Source organism: Secundilactobacillus kimchicus JCM 15530, assembly GCF_001433995.1.
Classification (GTDB): Bacteria; Bacillota; Bacilli; order Lactobacillales; family Lactobacillaceae; genus Secundilactobacillus; species Secundilactobacillus kimchicus.
Map to the genome: position 1 here is coordinate 33,252 of NZ_AZCX01000011.1, position 20,245 is coordinate 53,496.

The 20,245-nt window shown below is 47.1% G+C and carries 22 protein-coding genes; 19 read left to right on the plus strand and 3 right to left on the minus strand.

Going from position 1 to position 20,245, the window contains the following annotated elements; all coding sequences use genetic code 11:
- Nucleotide 1 precedes the first annotated feature (1 nt).
- The 13 genes from queA to trxA all read left to right on the plus strand — a co-directional run bounded on the left by queA (nucleotide 2) and on the right by trxA (nucleotide 13,593).
- Complete coding sequence (gene queA / locus FC96_RS10905; protein WP_056943022.1) at nucleotides 2-1,036, plus strand: tRNA preQ1(34) S-adenosylmethionine ribosyltransferase-isomerase QueA; 1,035 nt, start codon at nucleotides 2-4, stop codon at nucleotides 1,034-1,036.
- A 95-nt stretch (nucleotides 1,037-1,131) separates the two neighbouring features.
- Complete coding sequence (gene tgt, locus FC96_RS10910) at nucleotides 1,132-2,274, plus strand: tRNA guanosine(34) transglycosylase Tgt (RefSeq protein ID WP_056943023.1); 1,143 nt, start codon at nucleotides 1,132-1,134, stop codon at nucleotides 2,272-2,274.
- Nucleotides 2,275-2,348: 74 nt separating this feature from the next.
- On the plus strand, nucleotides 2,349-2,777 hold the full coding sequence (yajC, locus tag FC96_RS10915) for a preprotein translocase subunit YajC (RefSeq protein WP_082593593.1): 429 nt from the start codon (nucleotides 2,349-2,351) through the stop codon (nucleotides 2,775-2,777).
- A gap of 116 nt (nucleotides 2,778-2,893) precedes the next feature.
- Nucleotides 2,894-3,964, plus strand: a complete 1,071-nt coding sequence (dinB, locus tag FC96_RS10920; RefSeq protein WP_282802372.1) for a DNA polymerase IV — start codon at nucleotides 2,894-2,896, stop codon at nucleotides 3,962-3,964.
- 52 nt (nucleotides 3,965-4,016) lie between these two features.
- Nucleotides 4,017-4,979 (plus strand): DHH family phosphoesterase, encoded by a 963-nt coding sequence (locus FC96_RS10925; RefSeq protein WP_056943025.1) that lies wholly within the window; start codon nucleotides 4,017-4,019, stop codon nucleotides 4,977-4,979.
- A 1-nt stretch (nucleotide 4,980) separates the two neighbouring features.
- The gene (locus tag FC96_RS10930; RefSeq protein ID WP_056943026.1) at nucleotides 4,981-6,345 is read left to right on the plus strand and encodes a DEAD/DEAH box helicase; all 1,365 of its coding nucleotides are present in this window, start codon (nucleotides 4,981-4,983) and stop codon (nucleotides 6,343-6,345) included.
- A gap of 276 nt (nucleotides 6,346-6,621) precedes the next feature.
- A complete protein-coding gene (gene alaS / locus FC96_RS10935) occupies nucleotides 6,622-9,264 on the plus strand; it encodes an alanine--tRNA ligase (protein WP_056943027.1) in 2,643 nt (880 codons plus the stop codon).
- Nucleotides 9,265-9,390: 126 nt separating this feature from the next.
- The gene (locus tag FC96_RS10940) at nucleotides 9,391-9,660 is read left to right on the plus strand and encodes an IreB family regulatory phosphoprotein (protein WP_056943028.1); all 270 of its coding nucleotides are present in this window, start codon (nucleotides 9,391-9,393) and stop codon (nucleotides 9,658-9,660) included.
- The gene (gene ruvX, locus FC96_RS10945; protein WP_055679745.1) at nucleotides 9,660-10,097 is read left to right on the plus strand and encodes a Holliday junction resolvase RuvX; all 438 of its coding nucleotides are present in this window, start codon (nucleotides 9,660-9,662) and stop codon (nucleotides 10,095-10,097) included. Before FC96_RS10940 ends, ruvX begins: the two co-directional genes overlap by 1 nt.
- A 12-nt stretch (nucleotides 10,098-10,109) precedes the next feature.
- On the plus strand, nucleotides 10,110-10,436 hold the full coding sequence (locus FC96_RS10950; RefSeq protein WP_055679727.1) for a DUF1292 domain-containing protein: 327 nt from the start codon (nucleotides 10,110-10,112) through the stop codon (nucleotides 10,434-10,436).
- A gap of 98 nt (nucleotides 10,437-10,534) precedes the next feature.
- A complete protein-coding gene (locus tag FC96_RS10955) occupies nucleotides 10,535-10,786 on the plus strand; it encodes a cell division protein ZapA (protein WP_056943029.1) in 252 nt (83 codons plus the stop codon).
- 53 nt (nucleotides 10,787-10,839) lie between these two features.
- Nucleotides 10,840-13,200, plus strand: a complete 2,361-nt coding sequence (locus FC96_RS10960; protein WP_056943030.1) for an endonuclease MutS2 — start codon at nucleotides 10,840-10,842, stop codon at nucleotides 13,198-13,200.
- Between the two features lie 72 nt (nucleotides 13,201-13,272).
- On the plus strand, nucleotides 13,273-13,593 hold the full coding sequence (gene trxA / locus FC96_RS10965; protein ID WP_056943031.1) for a thioredoxin: 321 nt from the start codon (nucleotides 13,273-13,275) through the stop codon (nucleotides 13,591-13,593).
- Between the two features lie 93 nt (nucleotides 13,594-13,686).
- Here the strand turns inward: trxA and FC96_RS10970 are convergent, their stop codons facing one another.
- Nucleotides 13,687-14,217: a YslB family protein gene (locus tag FC96_RS10970; RefSeq protein ID WP_056943032.1), complete on the minus strand. Its 531-nt coding sequence runs from the start codon at nucleotides 14,215-14,217 to the stop codon at nucleotides 13,687-13,689.
- Between the two features lie 162 nt (nucleotides 14,218-14,379).
- On the opposite strand from FC96_RS10970, the gene racE reads away from it, so the two are divergent.
- Genes racE through cbpB form a run of 4 tightly spaced genes read left to right on the plus strand, consistent with a single transcriptional unit; the run spans nucleotide 14,380 to nucleotide 16,824 of the window.
- Complete coding sequence (racE, locus tag FC96_RS10975) at nucleotides 14,380-15,198, plus strand: glutamate racemase (protein ID WP_056943033.1); 819 nt, start codon at nucleotides 14,380-14,382, stop codon at nucleotides 15,196-15,198.
- A 13-nt stretch (nucleotides 15,199-15,211) separates the two neighbouring features.
- Nucleotides 15,212-15,814: an XTP/dITP diphosphatase gene (locus FC96_RS10980; protein ID WP_056943034.1), complete on the plus strand. Its 603-nt coding sequence runs from the start codon at nucleotides 15,212-15,214 to the stop codon at nucleotides 15,812-15,814.
- Nucleotides 15,815-16,333 (plus strand): metallophosphoesterase, encoded by a 519-nt coding sequence (locus tag FC96_RS10985; RefSeq protein WP_056943035.1) that lies wholly within the window; start codon nucleotides 15,815-15,817, stop codon nucleotides 16,331-16,333.
- A gap of 11 nt (nucleotides 16,334-16,344) precedes the next feature.
- Nucleotides 16,345-16,824: a cyclic-di-AMP-binding protein CbpB gene (gene cbpB, locus FC96_RS10990; RefSeq protein ID WP_055679731.1), complete on the plus strand. Its 480-nt coding sequence runs from the start codon at nucleotides 16,345-16,347 to the stop codon at nucleotides 16,822-16,824.
- A 191-nt stretch (nucleotides 16,825-17,015) separates the two neighbouring features.
- Here the strand turns inward: cbpB and FC96_RS10995 are convergent, their stop codons facing one another.
- The gene (locus tag FC96_RS10995) at nucleotides 17,016-17,882 is read right to left on the minus strand and encodes a mechanosensitive ion channel family protein (protein ID WP_056943036.1); all 867 of its coding nucleotides are present in this window, start codon (nucleotides 17,880-17,882) and stop codon (nucleotides 17,016-17,018) included.
- A gap of 150 nt (nucleotides 17,883-18,032) precedes the next feature.
- On the opposite strand from FC96_RS10995, the gene FC96_RS11000 reads away from it, so the two are divergent.
- On the plus strand, nucleotides 18,033-18,434 hold the full coding sequence (locus tag FC96_RS11000; protein WP_055679732.1) for a DUF948 domain-containing protein: 402 nt from the start codon (nucleotides 18,033-18,035) through the stop codon (nucleotides 18,432-18,434).
- A gap of 24 nt (nucleotides 18,435-18,458) precedes the next feature.
- The gene (locus tag FC96_RS11005) at nucleotides 18,459-18,902 is read left to right on the plus strand and encodes a hypothetical protein (protein ID WP_055679733.1); all 444 of its coding nucleotides are present in this window, start codon (nucleotides 18,459-18,461) and stop codon (nucleotides 18,900-18,902) included.
- 104 nt (nucleotides 18,903-19,006) lie between these two features.
- Here the strand turns inward: FC96_RS11005 and FC96_RS11010 are convergent, their stop codons facing one another.
- A complete protein-coding gene (locus FC96_RS11010) occupies nucleotides 19,007-20,104 on the minus strand; it encodes a M24 family metallopeptidase (RefSeq protein ID WP_056943037.1) in 1,098 nt (365 codons plus the stop codon).
- Nucleotides 20,105-20,245: the final 141 nt, after the last annotated feature.

Sequence of the window (20,245 nt, forward strand, 5' to 3'; positions counted from 1 at the left end):
CATGACTTTAACCACTGAAGACTTTGACTACAATTTGCCTCACGAACTAATCGCTCAAACGCCAATTGAAACGCGAGATGCCTCACGGTTGTTAGTTCTAGACCATAAGACTGGCGCAATGCAGGATAAGCATTTTTACGATATCATTGACGAGCTGCATGCGGGGGACGCCGTGGTGATGAATGACTCCCGGGTCATGCCAGCCCGAATTTACGGGACAAAAGACGATACGGGCGGTCATGTTGAAGTCTTACTGCTCCATAATACCCAGGGTGATGTGTGGGAAACCCTGATGAAGCCGGCTAAGCGAATTCGGGTGGGAACTCAGGTTACGTTTGGAGACGGGGCGTTAACGGCCACGGTCATTGAGGATCTAGAGCATGGCGGCAAGATGATTGAGTTTCACTATGACGGAATTTTTATGGAAATTCTCGAAAAGCTTGGTGAGATGCCGTTACCCCCTTACATCAAAGAAAAGCTGGATGATCCAGAGCGGTATCAAACAGTCTATGCCAGACAAGCTGGATCTGCGGCAGCACCAACAGCCGGGTTGCACTGGACCAAGGAACTTTTAGAGCGGGTACAAGCAAAGGACGTTAAACTGGTCTATTTAACCTTGCATGTGGGTCTTGGCACGTTCCGGCCGGTCGACGAAGATAAGATTGAAGATCACAAAATGCACTCGGAATTCTATCAGTTGACCGAAGCAGCAGCTCAAACGTTAAACGAAGTTCGGCAAAGCGGCGGGCGGATTATTGCAACGGGGACCACCTCTATCCGCACGTTGGAGACGATCGGATCGAAGTTTGATGGTGCCATTCAGGCGGACTCAGGATGGACCGACATTTTTATTAAGCCCGGCTATCAATGGCGCGTAGTGGATGCCTTTATTACGAACTTTCACTTGCCGAAGTCAACCTTGGTCATGTTGGTGGCAGCTTTTACTGGTCGCGACACCATCTTAAACGCGTATGAACATGCCATTCAGGAGCGCTACCGGTTCTTTAGTTTCGGTGATGCCATGTTTATTAAGTAAGCGTTAACTTCGTTCTGTCAGCAACCGACCCTTTGGCGAAATCACAAAAGCATGATAGAGTATTGGGTATGAGTTTTTAAAACGGAGGCAATGTTATGGAACCCGCGATCAAATATCGCTTAATTAAAACTGAAAAACACACGGGGGCCCGGTTAGGTGAGTTAATCACCCCCCATGGAACGTTTCCCACTCCGATGTTCATGCCCGTTGGGACCCAAGCAACGGTTAAGGCGATGGCCCCGGAAGAATTGGACGACATGGGTGCGGGCGTCATTTTGGCGAATACGTACCACCTGTGGTTACAACCAGGAGAAGACCTGGTCAAAGAGGCTGGTGGACTACACAAGTTTATGAATTGGCATAAACCAATTTTGACTGATTCCGGAGGCTTTCAAGTCTTTTCTCTGGCTGAAATCCGAAACATTACCGAAGAGGGGGTTCACTTCAAGAACCCACTGAACGGTGATCGGCTCTTCTTGTCACCTGAAAAGGCGATGCAGATTGAAAATGATCTGGGTCCTGATATCATGATGAGTTTAGACGAATGTCCGCCTTTTTTTGAGAGTTATGATTACATTAAAAAGTCGGTTGAACGAACGTCGCGCTGGGCGGAGCGGGGATTAAAGGCCCATCAAAATCCGGACTGGCAAGGGTTGTTTGGCATCGTCCAGGGCGCCGGCTACGAGGATCTCCGGCGGCAATCGGCTGCTGATCTAGTTGGCCTAGATTTCCCTGGCTATTCCATTGGCGGTCTGTCAGTCGGTGAATCGAAGGCTGAAATGAACCACGTTTTGGAATTTACGACCCCGTTGTTGCCGAGCACAAAGCCGCGGTATCTCATGGGGGTTGGCTCGCCGGATGCCTTAATTGATGGCGTCATTCGTGGCGTTGACATGTTTGATTGCGTGTTGCCGACGCGAATCGCTCGAAACGGTACCATGATGACCCATCATGGTCGGTTAAACGTCAAGAATGCGAAGTACGAGCGTGATTTCGGTCCAGTTGATGACAAATGTGAGTGTTATACGTGTCGGAATTACTCGCGGGCCTACATTCGGCATTTATTTAAGGCAGACGAAACTTTTGGGTTGCGGTTAACCAGTTATCATAACCTGTATTTCCTGCTTAATCTGATGAAAGAAATTCGGCAAGCCATCATGGATGATGAGTTGTTAGAGTATCGCGAACAGTTATTTGAGATGTACGGTTATAACCAACCAAACGCAAAGAATTTTTAAATGTTTCAGATTTGATGGACGATATGCTTAAAATTTGATAAATTAGTCTTTAGACGAAAAGGTGGGTGAAAGTATTGAACATTTTAGCAGGCGCTGGTGCAAGTAGTTATTCTGGTATCATTTTGATCGTTGTGATGATTGTTGCAATGTATTTCTTAATGATTCGGCCTCAACGAAAGCAACAGCAAAAACATCAGAGTACGTTAAGCCAGTTACAAAAGGGCGATCACGTGATTACCATTGGCCGGTTACACGGGGTGGTTGACGAAATCAACCGCGAAGCTGGCACTGTAACACTTGACTGTGATGGTATTTACTTGGTCTTTGACCTGAACGCCATCGCAACGGTTAACCAAAAAACTGCCGTGCCGGAAACGGCCAGTGATTCAGCGGCAACGGAAACGCCAAGTGCATCTTCTCAAAGCACTGAGCCAACAACTGAATCAGCTGAACCAGCCGATTCAGCAGCGCCAACTGCTGACGACAACAAAACGGATAAGTAACCGTCATGATCTCCCGGCTGTCGGGAGATTTTTTGTTTGGGATGAGAAGAATAGGGGGGATTCTTTTGACTGATCGGTTCCAAATAAATGAGAGTCGGCAGATTCTGCACATTGATATGGATGCCTTTTATGCGTCAATTGAACAGCGCGACACCCCAACATTCAAGACACTGCCGCTCGTGATTGCTAAGGATCCGCGAAAAACGGGGGGCCGTGGCGTTGTGACCACTGCTAATTATGTGGCGCGCCAGTCTGGCGTTCACTCGGCAATGCCGGCTCAGCAGGCTTTAAAACTGTGCCCGGACGCAATTTTCAAGACGCCAAACTTTCCCCATTATCGTGAAATTTCGGACCAAATTCACGATATTTTTCATCAGTACACAGACATTGTTGAGACGGTTGCTTTCGATGAAGCCTATCTAGATGTGACTCATAACAAACAAAAAATCATGGACCCCGTGATTTTAGCCACGCAACTTCAATCCCAAATTTGGCAAGCCACCCACCTGACTTGTTCAATTGGCGTTTCTTATAGCAAGTTTCTCGCTAAGGAGGCGTCGGATTATCGCAAGCCCGTGGGAATCACTATTATTCACGCGGAGGATGCACATGATTTTTTAATGGATTTGCCCATTGAGCGGTTCCGCGGTGTGGGGTCCAAGACGGTGCCAAAAATGCATGAGCTAAAAATTACAACGGGGGCCGATCTCATTAAGTGGCGCGAAATGGATTTGATTGCTCAGTTTGGTCGATTCGGAGAGGTCTTGTTCCAACGGGTGCGTGGGATTGATGAACGGCCAGTTGAATATCAACGAGACCGTAAGTCAGTTGGGAAAGAACGGACTTACTGGCCGTTTCTGACGACCATGGGTGAGGTGGACAACCAGTTAAACCGGTTGGCTAAGCTGGTGCAACAGGCGATTAAAAAGCAACAGGTTCACGGGCGGACGCTGGTATTAAAGGTGCGGTATGGGGACTTTAAAACCCTGACAAAACGGGTCACTCAGCCAGATTTTATCGAAAATGACGCGGCGGTGTACGCGCAACTTGCAACTGAAATCATGGCTAAAATGCCGGCTATTACTCAAGGCGTCCGGTTATTAGGGATTACGTTGACCGGGTTAGCCCCCATTGATTTTGAAAATATTAAATTACCGTTGTTTGATCGGCCAGATCGCTTTGAATAAGACCACTAGAAACGGTATACTGAATCTCAGGACTCGACTGAAAGGACACATTATGACACTCAGTGAAACGCAACACGATATCATTCGGCTTATTAAGACCCACAAAACCATTATTATTCATCGCCATCAGCGTCCAGATCCGGATGCGATTGGCTCTCAGATGGGATTGGCCGCTATCTTGCGCGCCAGTTTCCCTGGTAAGACGGTTTATTCCGTTGGCAAGCAGTACCCAGGATTTGATTGGTTGGGTAAAACGGATTCAATTGAAGATGACGTTTATAAGGACGCCTTAGTGATTGTGGTGGATACGGCTAACCAACCAAGAGTTGACGATGCTCGATACACAATGGGCAACGCGCTAGTTAAAATTGACCATCATCCTAACGACGATCCGTTTGGCGTTCCGATGTGGGTCGCCCCGGACGCTTCAAGCACATCTGAGTTAATTTACGATTTTTATGCGGCCAATCAGGATAACCTGACCATGACCGATGACGCAGCCCGGCTTTTATATGCGGGGATTGTTGGGGACACTGGCCGGTTTATGTACCCGTCAACGTCGCCACACACGATGGCTGTCGCCGGCGCCTTGATGGCCTTTAATTTCTCGGCGAGTGCGGTTAACCAACAAGAAGACGAGATTTCGTTGCCACTGGCTCGGTTATCGGCGTACGTTTATGAGAATTTGACGGTGTTAGAAAGTGGCGCTGCGTACCTTAAGTTAACCGATGAACTCTTAGAACCGTTCGGCTTAAAAGATGAGTCGACAAGTTCGATTGTCCCGTTGCCAGGCCGGCTCGGCGAAGTCGTTGCTTGGGCGATTTTTGTGGAGTCCAAGGATCACACTTTCCGAATTCGTTTGCGTTCGAAGGGTCCTGAGATCAATGAACTAGCCAAACGGCATGGCGGCGGTGGTCACCCACTGGCAAGCGGTGCTGTGGCTCACGATGATACTGAAATTAAGCAAGTAATCGAAGAACTAGACAACCTCGTGCAACGTAGCAAGGGAGAATAAAATGAGTCAAACTTTTAAGATGTTTAACCTCCAACCATTCTTGGTTGAGGCGGTTTCTGATTTAGGCTTTACAGTCCCCACCCCGGTTCAGGAAAAAATGATTCCGGTTATCAAGGATGGTAAAAGCGTAGTGGGACAATCTCAAACGGGGAGTGGTAAAACCCACGCGTTTCTACTTCCAATTTTTGATGGTATTGATCCAACCAACCATGAAGTTCAAGCCGTCATTACAACACCAAGTCGAGAATTGGCCTACCAAATTTATGAAGCGGCCAAGCAGTTAACCAGCCACAGTTCAGCCGATATCCGGGTTCGAAACTACGTTGGTGGAACGGACAAGCAACGGCAAATCGATAAGTTGCAACATGAACAACCCCAAATTGTGATTGGGACCCCAGGCCGGGTTTTAGATTTAATTCAGTCACAGGCCCTGGATATTCACACGGCTAAGCAATTCGTTGTTGATGAAGCCGACATGACCCTTGATTTAGGATTTCTAGAAGACGTCGATAAAATCGCTAGTCGGATGCCCGAAAAACTTCAAATGATGGTGTTTTCAGCAACCATCCCGGATAAGTTACGACCGTTTCTACGGAAGTATTTACAAAATCCGGTAATTGAAGAAATCCCAGTTAAGTCGGTGATTAGTCCAACCATTGATAATTGGTTAATGTCGACAAAGGGGCGGTCAAAAAACGATTTGATCTACAAGTTATTAACGTTAGGTGAGCCGTACTTAGCGTTGGTTTTTGCCAATACCAAATCGCGCGTGATTGAGATTGCTAACTACTTGAAAGCTCAGGGGTTAAAGGTGGCTGTTATTCACGGTGGCCTTCAATCTCGTGAGCGTAAGCGGGTCATGCGTGAAGTTCAAAACCTCGATTTTCAGTTTGTGGTTGCGACCGACTTGGCGGCCCGGGGAATTGACATTGATGGCGTGTCTCACGTCATTAACGATGGGATTCCAGAGGATCTTGATTACTTTATTCACCGGGTTGGCCGAACGGGTCGTAAGGGAATGTCCGGGACAGCCATCACGCTCTATACGCCAGACGACGAAACTCAAATTGAAGCGTTAGAGGAAATGGGTATCAAGTTCAAGCCTAAAGAGTTGCGAAATGGCGAGATTATCGACATCGCAGATCGCAACCGCCGCCAAAAGCGCGCTGGTCATCGAAAGGTGGAACTTTCGGGGTCGTTAGAAGGCCAGATCAACAAGCGCAAGAAAAAGGTGAAGCCAGGTTATAAGCGTAAGATTCAAGACGCCATTTCAAAAGAACAACGCATGGAACGTCGGATTAAACAGCGTCAGGCGCACCGTGATATGAAGCGGGAGAAAAAAGCCCGCTCCGAACGGTACAAGTAGTGAATTGACAATTGTGACGATTAATTTTATACTTATCGTCGGAAATCAAAGATTTGGGGATATGCGAACTGGTTGGGCATTTCAGAAACGTTTTGGGTGCTGTGAAAAACGATCCCGCCGGTTCGTGCTCCCCCAAATTGCAACTGAATAACCGCGGCTCGGCGTAACTGAGCATTAAGAGGTAAACGATTAACATCGTTGCAAGTAAAGTGGTACCGCGTCTTTTGGGCGTCTTTACTGGCAACGGTGTTTTATTTTGATTAAAGGAGATCAGCCATGAAACAGTTAAGCAGTAGTGAAATTCGTCAAATGTATCTCGATTTTTTCAAAAGTAAAGGGCACACGGTGGAACCCAGCGCGTCATTGATTCCAGTGGATGACCCGTCCCTATTGTGGATTAACTCGGGTGTGGCCACGATGAAAAAGTACTTTAACGGCAGCGTTGTTCCGAAAAATCCGCGGCTCACAAGTTCACAAAAGAGTATCCGAACAAACGATATTGAAAACGTTGGGAAAACAGCTCGGCATCACACGTTATTTGAAATGCTTGGTAACTTTTCAGTAGGGGATTACTTCAAAGAAGACGCTATCAAGTTTGCATGGGAATTGCTGACATCTGACGACTGGTTCGGTTGGGACCCAGATAAGCTCTACATGACTGTCTATCCTAAAGACGCTGACGCCAAGAAGTTTTGGCGTCAAGTTGGGGTCGCGGAAGACCACATCGTTGAAGCTGAAGATAACTTCTGGGACATTGGTGAAGGCCCTTCAGGCCCAGATACCGAAATTTTCTACGATCGTGGTGAAACGTTTAATAACCTGTCAGCCGATGATCCCGAAAACTATCCTGGTGGTGAAAACGAACGCTGGTTGGAGGTTTGGAACATTGTGTTCTCGCAATTCAACCACGAACCGGATGGCTCTTATAAGCCGCTTCCACGCAAAAACATTGATACTGGGATGGGCCTTGAACGGGTTGTTTCAATTTTCCAAAACGCCAAGACGAACTTTGAGACTGATTTGTTCTTGCCAATGATCCACCAAACGGAAGCCTTTAGCGGTCAAAAGTACAATACAGATCCTAAGCTTGACGTGTCCTTTAAGGTGATTGCCGACCATTCACGGGCCATCACGTTTGCAATTGGTGACGGGGCCTTACCTTCAAATGAGGGACGGGGCTACGTGATTCGCCGACTTATCCGCCGAGCGGTTGTTAACGGCCAAAAATTGGGCATTGACGGCGGCTTCTTATATAAATTGGTACCAGTTGTCGGCGAAGCGATGAAGGCCTATTACCCCGAAGTTTTGAAGAATAGTGACTACATCGCTGAAGTGGTCAAGTCTGAAGAAGACCGCTTTAACGAAACACTGACGGATGGTCTAACGTTGTTAAACGAGTTAATTGCGGAGACCAAAAAAGGTCAGCAAAAAGAAATCGACGGGGCTGAAGCGTTCAAACTCTATGATACGTATGGCTTCCCGGTTGAACTGACCCGTGAATATGCGGCCGATGAAGGGATTGCGGTTGACGAAGCAGGATTTGAAGCTGAAATGCAAAAGCAACGTGATCGCGCTCGGAGTGCTCGGAAGGACGAAAACGCGATGGGCGTTCAATCCGACTTACTCATTGGCATTAAAACGCCAAGCGAGTATGTAGGGTATACGCAGCTACACGTTGAGGCTGCGCGGGTGACTGACATCATTGCGAATGGTGAAATTGTCGATCAAGCAAGTGCGGGGTATGCTCAAGTCATTTTTGATAAAACGCCATTTTACGCTGAAATGGGGGGCCAAGTGGCCGACCAAGGAACGGTGAAAACTGCGGATGGTCAGTTAGTGGCCGACGTAACCGACGTGCAACACGCCCCTAATGGTCAAAACCTCCACACATTGAAGTTAGTAGCGCCAATTCAGGTGGGCGATGAATTTGCTTTGGACGTGGATCGCCACTTCCACAGTAAGGTAGAAAAAAACCACACCGCAACCCACTTGCTGGATCAGGCCTTGCGAAACGTCTTTGGGGATCACACCCAACAAGCAGGCTCATTGGTTGAACCTAATTACTTACGGTTCGACTTCACCCACTTTGGTCAAGTGACCGATGAGGATTTAGCTAAGGTTGAAGCCATCGTGAACGAGAAGATTTTCGAAGAAATTCCGGTCACAACCGTCGAGACGGATCCGGAGACTGGGAAAAAGATGGGCGCTATCGCACTTTTCAGTGAAAAGTACGGTGATGTGGTCCGGGTGGTCTCAATCGGGGACTTCTCAATTGAATTTTGTGGTGGGACTCACGTCAAAAACACCAACGAAATCGGGCTTTTCAAGATTAAATCTGAAACTGGGATCGGCGCTGGGACTCGCCGGATTGAAGCCGTAACGGCCGGTGATGCCTATGAATACTTGAATGGCCGCGATAACCTTCTCAAGTCAGTGGCCACGACGTTGAAGGCGCCTCAAGTTGCCGATGTTCCCACTCGGGTAGATCAACTTCAAGCCGTAGTGAAGGACCTGACGAGTAAGGCTGAGTCACTAGAGGCAAAATTGGCCGGTCAACAAGCGGGCCAAATCTTTGAAAACGTCGAGACCATTAATGGCAAGACGCTGATTAGCGGGGTTGTTCAGGTTTCTTCGATGGATCAACTTCGCCAATTGGCAGATACTTGGCGGCAAAAGGGACTATCCGACGTCTTGGTCCTTGGAACCCAAGTTGGCGAAAAGGCAAACCTGTTGGTTGCTGCAAGTGATGAAGCCATGAAGGCTGGCATCAAAGCAGGTGATTTAATTAAGGCAATTGCGCCGAAGGTTAATGGTGGTGGCGGTGGCCGACCAAACCTAGCCCAAGCTGGCGGCAAGAATCCAGCTGGATTAAACGATGCGATGGCGGCTGCAAGTCAATGGCTGGAAAATCAAGCATAATCTGGTACACTGGTAAGTGGTCGGAAATCATCGAATATTACATTTTAGTTACATCGTTTTGCAGTCATTGTTGTTGAATGGGGTTTCAGATAGAATTGAAGCAACAAGAGTGTTGGAGGTGTGGTCATGAGTACGTTAGATAAAACCATGTATTTTGATTTTGGGGATAAGCAGCCCAAAGATGTTCATGATACGTTAGTTACGGTGTATCAAGCGCTTGAAAATAAGGGCTACAACCCGATTAACCAGATTGTGGGGTACCTCCTGTCCGGAGACCCAGCGTACATTCCACGCTTCAATGACGCGCGGAATTTGATTCGGAAGCATGAACGTGACGAGATCATCGAAGAACTTGTTCGGTTTTATTTGGACAAAAACGGGGCGTCAAAAAACTGATGAGATTAATGGGATTTGACGTGGGCTCCCGAACTGTCGGGATTGCCGTAAGTGATTTACTTGGATGGACGGCGCAAGGCGTTGAAATTATTCCAATCAAGGAAGAAGACGGTGAATTTGGCATTGACCGGGTTAAAGAACTGGTCAGTCAGTATGAAGTGACAGGGTTTATCGTTGGGATGCCGAAGAACATGAATAATTCGATGGGTCCCCGTGCTGAGGCTGCAAAGAATTATGGCGACTTATTAACGACGACCTTTGATTTGGCAGTCGACTTTCAAGACGAACGGTTAACCACGGTTGAAGCTGAGCGGATGCTGGTGGAAGAGGCGGATACGTCACGGAAGAAACGTAAAAAGGTGATTGATAAGCTCGCAGCCGCATTAATTTTACAGAACTATCTGGATCGTAAAGGTCCGTTAACAATTGAAAAGTGAGGGACAATACCCATGAGTGAAGACAATCAACAACAAATTACAATCGTGGACGAAGATGGTAACGAAGAGCTTTACAACGTTTTGTTCACGTTTAAATCACCAGACTTTAATAAATCATACATTTTACTGTACCCATCCAGTGCGTCAGAGGACGAAGAGGTTGATATTCAAGCCTTTCGTCTAGCAGATGGTGATGATCCTGCCGACCCACAAGGCGGCGAACTGTTGCCAATCGAAAGTGATGAGGAATGGGATATGGTAGAATCAATGCTGAACACCTTCCTAAGTGGGAACGGAACGGATGCTTCTGACCAAGACTGGGGCGGAGATCCGGAATAAGTCACGAAAACTGTGTCTGAGACACACAAGATTAGCCGTTGGTCCGAGTGGGGTCAGCGGCTAATCTTATTTCGCGCTAAATTTGGAGGTAAGACGCGATGGACAATCAAAAGCGCCGTTTTAAAGCAACGGTTGACGGTAAAACGTACACCATTGTTGGTAACCGCAGTGAATCGCACATGAAGGCGGTCACTGAAATTATGAATGAACAGTTGGCACAGATCAAAAAGCTTGCACCGCAAACTTCAAAGGAAGAAGCGGCCATTTTACTGGCATTTAACGCTATCTCAGATCAGTTAGACGTGGCTGAAAAAGAAGCGCAAGCCAAAAAAACGCCCACTTCCGAGTAAGTTGAGCTATTGCTAGCAAGCGCTCAATATGAGACTGGGGACATGAACGACAAATGAACGAAAAAATATTTTCCACACTGGCCTTTGATCAAATTAAGGCCCAGTTAAAATCACATTTGACCTCGGCCGGGGGTCGAACAGAACTGAATGCGCTAGAACCGAGCGACGATCAAGCGACGGTCCAAGAAGCGATTGATGAAACGAAGGACGGCGCGGATATTTTACGGTTAGCAAACGGGGTACCCATCCCTAAACTAGCTGATATTGGGCCGCACGTTAAACGTTTATCGATCGATGGGACGTTAAGCGGGACTGAATTAGCCGAAGTGAGCCGGGTCTTACAGACGGTTGCTCAAGTTGTGGCTTTTTTTGCCGATTTGGCCGACCGGCCCGTTGCCCTTCGTCGGTTATACGACGTTGTTGGTCAGCTTGTCCATTTACCAGATTTGACCCGACAGCTAAAGGTGGCTGTTGAAGACGATGGCCGATTAACCGACGAAGCTTCACCAGAACTGAAACGGATCCGACACCGCATTGTGACGATTGAAGCCGCAGTTCGTAATCAGATGAATGGTTATACCCGCGGGAAAGAAGCAAAGTATCTCTCGGATACATTAGTGACGATTCGTGATGACCGGTACGTTTTGCCGGTCAGGGCTGAATACAAGTCACACTTTGGTGGGATTGTGCACGATCAAAGTGCCAGCGGGCAAACATTGTATATTGAGCCACAAGCCGTGGTAAGTGAAAACAACCGGTTACGGGAGGCTCAAATTGCAGAGCGACAAGAGGAACGAAAAATTCTGTTGGCGCTATCTGAAGCGCTTCGCCCCTATCAAGCGGAGTTAACCCAAAATTCGGCAATATTAGGCCACTTGGACTTTATTAATGCCAAGGCTGCTTATGCCCATGATTTACAAGCTACAGAGCCAATTGTTTCGGCCGATAATCACGTGGCGTTGCGGCAGGCCAGACATCCTTTGATTGCCAGGGATCGTGTGGTGGCTAACGATATCGAGATTGGTGAGCACTACAAGGCAATCGTTATCACTGGGCCTAACACGGGTGGGAAGACCATCACACTGAAAACCCTGGGGCTTGTTCAGCTAATGGCGCAATCAGGGTTGTTTATACCAGCAAATGAAATGAGTACGGTCGGGTTATTCGATGACGTATTTGCGGATATTGGGGATGAACAGTCCATTGAAGCAAACCTTAGTACGTTTTCGTCGCATATGGAAAACATCAAGCGCATTTTGGAGACGGCGACGCGGAATAGTTTGATTTTAATTGATGAGCTTGGCGCTGGGACCGATCCCCAAGAAGGGGCGGCACTAGCGATCGCAATTTTGGATGAAATTGGGACCATTGGCAGTGATGTTGTGGTGACGACCCACTATCCGGAATTAAAGGCTTACGGTTATAACCGGCCGGAAACCATTAATGCCAGCATGGAATTTGATAACGAGACTTTAAAGCCTACTTATCGATTGTTGATTGGCATCCCGGGTCGTAGTAACGCGTTAGATATTGCGCAACGTTTAGGTCTTAGTTCAACGATTGTCGCCGAGGCGCGGGAATTAACGGATTCTGACAGCCAAGATATTAATCAGATGATTGCTGATTTGACGGCGCAAAAGCGCCAAGCGGAACAAGATGCTCAGCAGGCGGCTAAAGACTTGGCCGAAAGCAATCGGTTGCATGAAGAGTTACAAGCTAATTTTGATCGTTATCTCCGCCAAAAAGAACAGTTAATGACGGAGGCTAAACAACGGGCTAATCGGGTTGTTGATGACGCGGAAAAGCAAGCTAATCAAATTATTAAAGACCTGCGTAAAAAGCAGCTCGAAGTGGGTAAGACAGCGGTTAAGGAAAACGAGTTAATTGAGGCGAAGGGCCAACTGAACGCGCTTCACCAAGAGACGACCTTGAAGAAAAACCGGGTATTAAACCGTGAAAAACGAAAGCACCAACTGAAAAAGGGCGATGAGGTCCTCGTCAAGTCGTATGGCCAACGCGGTGTCATCATGGATAAGCTCGATAAGAATCATTTTGAAGTTCAAATGGGCATTTTGAAGATGAAGATTGAGGCCAACGACCTTGAAAAGGCGGTTGTCGAAGAGGCTAAGGAGCCTAAACAGCGGACGACAGTGCATCGTACCCGGTCAGAAGGGGTTTCACCGACCTTAGATCTGCGTGGTCACCGTTACGAAGCGGCGATGGCAGAAGTTGACCGTTTTATCGACTCGGCACTATTGGCGGGCTATCCCTCTGTCACCATCATCCATGGGAAGGGAACCGGCGCCTTAAGACAGGGTGTTACCCAGTATTTACAGTCGAATTCGCGAGTTAAATCGTTCGGCTTCTCGCCTGCCAATGCGGGTGGTGATGGGTCAACAATCGTAAAACTTTAAGGCTGAAAAACTTGTATTTTGGGTTAATTCTGGTACACTTACTAATTGTAATAAGAAGGAGGGTCATTAAATATGGCAGTAGCAGAAACAACGGATAAGACGTTTGAAAATGACACTGCGAATGGCGTTACATTGACAGATTTTTGGGCAACTTGGTGTGGCCCTTGTCGGATGCAGTCGCCTGTTGTTGAAGCCTTGGCAACAGAAATGGGTGATCAGGTGACGTTTAACAAAATGGACGTGGACGCGAACCCAGATACGCCACAGAAATTTGGGATTATGAGTATCCCTACTCTCCTCGTTAAAAAAGATGGTGAAGTGGTTGATTCCATCGTGGGTTACCACTCAAAGGACCAATTAAAGCAATTGCTTTCCCAATACGTGGAAGCTTAATCGAGTGACGTGTCAGTTTTGAATAGACGTCAAAAAACGACCAGTTCGCATCATGAGCTGGTCGTTTTTTTTCGCCCAAAACTAAAGGGGCCGCTATTCAGTTGGCAAATCAGTTGAATCCGGTTGATCAGGGACAATCAAGGTCATTGGTGTCAGTTCAGCTGGATCGGCAATTGCATCTTGGGGGTCTAAATGAACGCTCAAAGTGATTGCGTCAGTTGCCGTCTTAGGGGTTGCTAATGGCGTTTTTGTTTCGGCAACAACCCCAATCATTTGTTCGACAGTTTGGGCTAAAAAGCCAGCCTCAAGCATAAAGGGCGCCTGTAAGTTATGGGCTAAGCGGCTGGCAACAGGAGCTCCTGAAAGGCTAAATTGCCATTCTTTGGCTGATTGAGTGGTTAACTGGAGTGTCCCAAAAGCGGCCTGTTGGAAAAAGCGGGACAGGTCCTCAATATTGCCAAGTTGGAAGCGTCGAGCCAATTGTTTTCCCTCCCAATACGCGATGTTGTCGACATCATCTCCCAAAATATCGGGTAAGACAACATCTCGAATTAGAGCTTGTCCGAACAGTGGTACCCGATCCGGGTTTTCCAAGTATTGGTCATAAATTTCATTGTTCATCATTATATCGGTCATCCTCATCTATTATTACATTTAGATTACACTGACTCTTAGGCGAAATGCAAGCACTATCCACTTAAGTTAAACTTTCTTCGGAATTCTTGCAAGCGCGTCAAAAATGCACCATAATAGAGTCTTAAGTTAGAGACGAAAGGACCTGTGTTCATGGATAAACGACCAATTGGGTTTATGGATTCAGGCGTTGGGGGACTAACGGCCGTCAAGGAAGCCTTACAGCAGCTCCCAAATGAATCCATGGTTTTTCTGGGCGATCAAGCCAGAATGCCATACGGGCCAAGGCCGCCGCAGGAAGTTCAGCGCTTTTCACTTCAAATTGCGCACTTTTTAGAAATGCAAGATATAAAATTATTGGTCATTGCTTGTAACACGGCAACGGCCGCGGCATTACCAGTGCTACAAGAAACGCTGCCGATTCCGGTAGTTGGCGTCATTAAAGCAGGAAGTGAGCAAGCGGTTCGCCAGAGTCAGACGGGGCACATTGGCGTGATTGCGACTGAGGGGACCATTAACAGTCAAGCCTACAGTCAGGCGATTTCTTCACTAGCACCTCGTGCGCATGTGATTGGTTTGGCCTGTCCTGAGTTTGTCATGGCGGTTGAGCAAAATGCCTATCAAGCCCCGGCAACCAAGGCCCTAGTGGCAGACAAGCTTGCGGTATTTAAGCGCCAACCAGTTGATACGTTGGTGATGGGGTGCACTCATTTTCCGTTACTTCGACCGTTTATCAGTGCGGCGATGGGCCTCGAAGTGGCCTTGATTGACTCGGGGGCTGAAACGGTGGCGACGGTGAAGGCCATTTTGACCGCTAATGACCAGTTAAATGATGGTCAAGAACCGGTGTTTCACCGGTTTTACACGACCGGTCAACCGGCTCAGTTCGAAACAATTGCCAAAGCATGGTTAGGAAGCGCTAATCTGACTGCAACGGCGATTTCGGTGGCACAGTTGGAAAAGTTGGGTTAATGGAGGAAGAAAAATGAGTTCAAGACACATTGTTGTGGCGACCAAAAATCCGGGTAAAGCCCGCGAGTTTCGGGAGCTTTTCGCTAGTAAGAACGTGACCGTTCAGACCTTAGCGGACTTTGACCAGTTACCGACAATTGAAGAAACGGGGACGACGTTTGAGGAAAATGCCACGATAAAAGCCACCGCCATTTCTAAATTAACAAACTTACCAGTTGTTGCGGACGATTCCGGGTTAGTTGTTGCGGCATTAAATGGCGAACCCGGAATTTATTCAGCGCGATATGCGGGTGACCATGACGATCAAGCTAATAACCGTAAGTTGTTAGCTAAGTTATCGGCGGTCCCTGATTCACAGCGACAAGCAGCATTTCACACCACGCTGGTTCTTGTTAAACCAAACGGCAATAAGCTGGTAACGGAAGGGACCGTCGATGGGAAAATATTGACGACCCCACACGGCGAAAACGGGTTTGGTTACGATCCGTTATTTTGGGTGCCGGCGTTTAACAAAACGATGGCTGAGATGACGGATGAAGAAAAAAATAGTATCAGTCATCGTGGTCGGGCCCTCAGGAAAATGTTGGTCCAATTTGATGATTGGTGGGAGAAATAAATGAAATTTTTAGTCATCAGTGATAATCACGGTGATCGCGACATTTTGTCGGCGATTTACAAGGCAAACGCCAAGAACGTCACAGCGATCTTTCATTGTGGTGACTCTGAGCTTAGTGTCTCAGATCCGCTCTTTCAAAATCAATACGTGGTTCAGGGGAATAATGATTACGGACAGAATTTTCCCGTTGAAGTGACGGTGCCGTTTGAGTCGGAAACGGTTTATATGACACACGGGGACCACTATCAAGTGAACTTTGGATTGACGCAACTGAGCTTGCGTGGAAAAGAAGTGGGAGCAAGTTTGGTTTTCTTTGGTCACACCCATCAATTAATGGCGGACTACGTGGACCAAACATTGTATCTCAACCCCGGTAGTATTTCGCTTCCTCGTGGCGAGTTTCGTTTTCTTGGTGGGACCTATGCAATTGTTGATGTGGATCGCCAAACCATTGACGTCCAGTTCTACACACGGGATCAAGAGCCGGTCCCTGAACTTCACCAAAAATTTTCACGATAGGAGCGCCCCATATGATTTCGCAACCGATTAAGACGTTATTGGCCCCAGATATTTCTGATTTATTGATTCCAGCGAGTCGGGTCGCAAACGTCATGACGACCAATGATGGTTATCATGCCTTTTTGGTGCTGACAAAGGTTGGCTATTCAAAGATTGTGGTACTGGATCAACACGAACGTATTCAGGGGTTGCTATCGTTGCAGATGTTAACCGAAAAGATGTTGACGACCGACCGGATTGCACCGGAAAATCTGCTGAAGTTTTCTGTGGCTTCTGTGATGGAGACGGATTTTAAGGTGTTAACACAGCCCATTGACTTGGATAGCGTCCTCCACGATTTAGTCGATGCCGCCTTTCTGCCTGTCGTTTCAAATGATCGGCACTTTGAGGGCATCATCACGAGACGAGAAATTTTGAAACGGTTAAATTACCTAGGCCATCATTTTGACAATTTTTACACTGCTAGTCAGTGTGCGCCACTTAAAAAGTAGGCAATAAAGACTGGTGTTTGACAATTTTTGCTATAAACTGTCTGGACAGCAGTGGGCAGCTCAGCCAAATGATGCAACTAAAGTCAGTTTTTGACCAGTTAACAAAAATAAGCCCGATTCCGATAGTTTGTGGAATCGGGCTTATTTAGGTTGCTTTCTGGAACCTCTCGAGTTTTATTGACCAGGCTTTCTTAATTGGCAGTCGATTCAGGGGGGTAGGGCGTCGGCAACGGAATGTTGGCCTGACTTAACGCCTTCAAGTAGGCAGTGAGTAACTCACGTTGCACGTTAGCTTGTTCCCCTGGTTGAGTAAAGGTGACCACTTGAATCGCTAGTTTACCATTTGTTAAAGGCGTGGTACCAAGCAACGTTGGGGCCTTAGTAATCGCTGGAAGATCCGTTTTAATTGATGTATTGACGGTCTCAATAATCGCGGAAATTTGGTCAATGGGTGAATCCGGAAAAATCGGAATCTCGACCATGGCCCGCATTTCGTGCCGTGACATGTTACTAACGATTGTAATATTGCGGTTAGGAATAAAGTTCAACGTGCCATCATAACTGACAATCTGGGTGGTTCGAATGCCGATGGCGGAAACAGTGCCTTCAATTTGGTTGATTCGGACAGTATCGCCCACATCAATTTGTTTTTCCATTAACATGAAAGCGCCGTTAACGATATCCGAAACGAAGCCTTGTGCGCCTAGCCCCAGTGCTAAACTGAAGATTCCGGCGCCAGCGATAAGGGTCCCGACTGGCACGCCCATAGCAGACAGCAGGGCATAGATCCAGAAAAAGAGGATGGTGTAGTGGAATAAATTCATGATCAAAGTGTAAATGGTGTCAATTCGGTTACCAGAGTCGCCAGCTAGGCGGGTCCTTTTGTAGCGGTTAAAACTATGCTTAATCACCGTTTGCCCAATGGTGCTAATCACAACCAAAGCAATGGTGACGATGGCCAGTTGGCCAATGGTTGATAAGAATTGTTCACTCATTTTTTCCCAGTTAAAATGGCGAAATAAATGTTGAAGGGTCATTTGATTCAGTTGCTGGTTCATGTGTCAACGCTCCTTGTTTCACTCTGTATTCAGTGTAACAAACTATGTTAGCTATGACTATTATGACCTGGATTTCAATGGAAATTTATTGCGTCAATCCCAGCTGAATGCTATTCTAAAAATAACTAGATTAACTGAAGGAGTGATGACATGACGCCAGGACAAATTGCCGGCTTGATTGCTGCGGGAGCCTTTTTGCTACTCGTTATTTTTATCGGGGTCTTTTTAATGAACATGGTGCGATCGCTAGGGGAAGTAACTCGGAGTGTGAAAGTGATGACCGAGGACATTGACGTGATTTCTAAGCAAGCAGAAGACATCTTATCAAATGCCAACGTCTTGCTAGAAGACGTTAATCAAAAGGTCGCTACGATTGATCCCGTGTTCAAAGCGGCCGCCGATCTAGGAACCAGTGTGTCAGACTTGAATGACGCAACTCGAAACTTGACGGGTCGGGTTTCAAGCACCGCGAAAAAGACTGCAGGAGCCGGAATTATGTCCCGCCTGAGTCGAACCGCCTTCAATGCCTATCGGAATCGTAAAACCAAATAACGGAATCGGAAAGGGGTCAGCTCAATGGGTAAGAAACTTGGATTGTTAGTTGGGTTAGTAGCGGGTGCCGCTGCGGCTCACATCGCTTATCACCGGCTGGATGAAACACAAAAAGCACAGTTACGTCACGAGGTTGAAGACAAGGTCGCTGTAGCTAAGGATCGCGCGGTGGATTACGTCTTTTATGCTAGTGATGCATGGGATGATTTTAAGACCGTTTTTGCGGATCAATCTCAAGAAATTTCGGCACGAATTAAGGACGTTGCAGCGTCTTGGAACGATCCCCAAGCGGCAGAAGACGAACTACGTGAAGAACTGTCAAATGTTGCCACGGAAGCAAGCGACGGCAGTGATGATATTGTATTAAGCAGCGAACAGACTTTCGGCGGTGCGGATATTGCGGCAAGTATTGATCCGACGCAAACCGTTGTGATTTATCCGAACGGGACCGTTAAACCGGCTAACTAAGCACCGGTTATTTAACCGATTAATTGATCAATAACAAAACCCCAGTCGTTAAAAAACGGCCGGGGTTTTTAATTTGAACTGGCTATTGTTTGGTTAGTGGCGGTTTAGCCAACGTAGGTTAATTCCTTTGAAGTGTGCGTAAACGGTTCGCAACCCGTGTCAGTGACGACGACGCAATCTTCAATTCGAACCCCGGCAACGTCTGGAATATAAATCCCAGGTTCGATTGAAAAGCACATTCCTGGTTTCAAGACCATGTCGTTACCGGCCATAATGGATGGGAATTCGTGTTCACTCATGCCCATACCATGGCCTAATCGGTGAATGAAGTAGTCCCCATAACCGGCCTTGGAAATAACGTCGCGAGCGATCTTATCAAGTTTAGCGGCGGTTAATCCTGGTTTTACTGCGGCTTGGGCTGTCAGTTGGGCTTCCAGACAAACTTGGTACATATCCAATTCTTTGTCTGTCGGGGTTCCAAGCGCGACTGTCCGGGATGCATCGGAAATGTAGCCGTCCCAAATCGTTCCGAGATCAAATAAAACCAGTTCGTTGGTTTGGAACTTAGTGGCATTGGTCGCGCCGTGCGGCTCGGCGGCATGAGCGCCAGCCTGAACGAGCGTATCAAAACTCATTTGCATGATGCCCTTTTTCATGAGGGCGTACTGTAATTCGGCGACTACTTCTTGCTCAGTCCGGCCCGCTTTAACGGCTTTGAAACTTTGTTCGAACGCAAAGTCAGCCCACTTACCAGCCACTTTTAACTTTTCAATTTCATCGGCTGATTTGATAACGCGCAATTCATTGATGAAGCTGGTAATATCTGCGTTGAAAGCGGCAGCAGGAAAGACCCGTTGTAATTGTTCAAGCCGAGCAACTTGAAGCTGATCCTTTTCAAGGGCGATTTCGCGGGGATTGGCAATCCGGGTGAAAACGTTTTGGGCAATAAGCTGCCATGGGTCTTCATGGTCTAGGTAACCGTAAACAGGGTAGGGGAACCCCGTTTCCTTAATCGCTTGAACTTCCAAAGCCGGTGCGAACATGAAGGGGTCTTGATTATTGAAAACGATGAGGGCTAACACCCGCTCGATGGGGTCGCTGTAAAAGCCGGTTAGGTATTGAATCGTCTTAGGATCGCTGATATAGGTAAAATCAACCTTGTTATCCTGAGTCCATTTTTGAACTTGTTCTAATTTAGACATCAAATCACCTCTTATAAAATTAGCTACATTATAGCATTTAACTTGCTTGAAAAGTTTTTTGGTTTAGAGTATAGTGGTTATGAAAACGTTTTCACGTTGATTTCTGAAAATACTTCTGATATATTTATCAGGTTAGTGAAA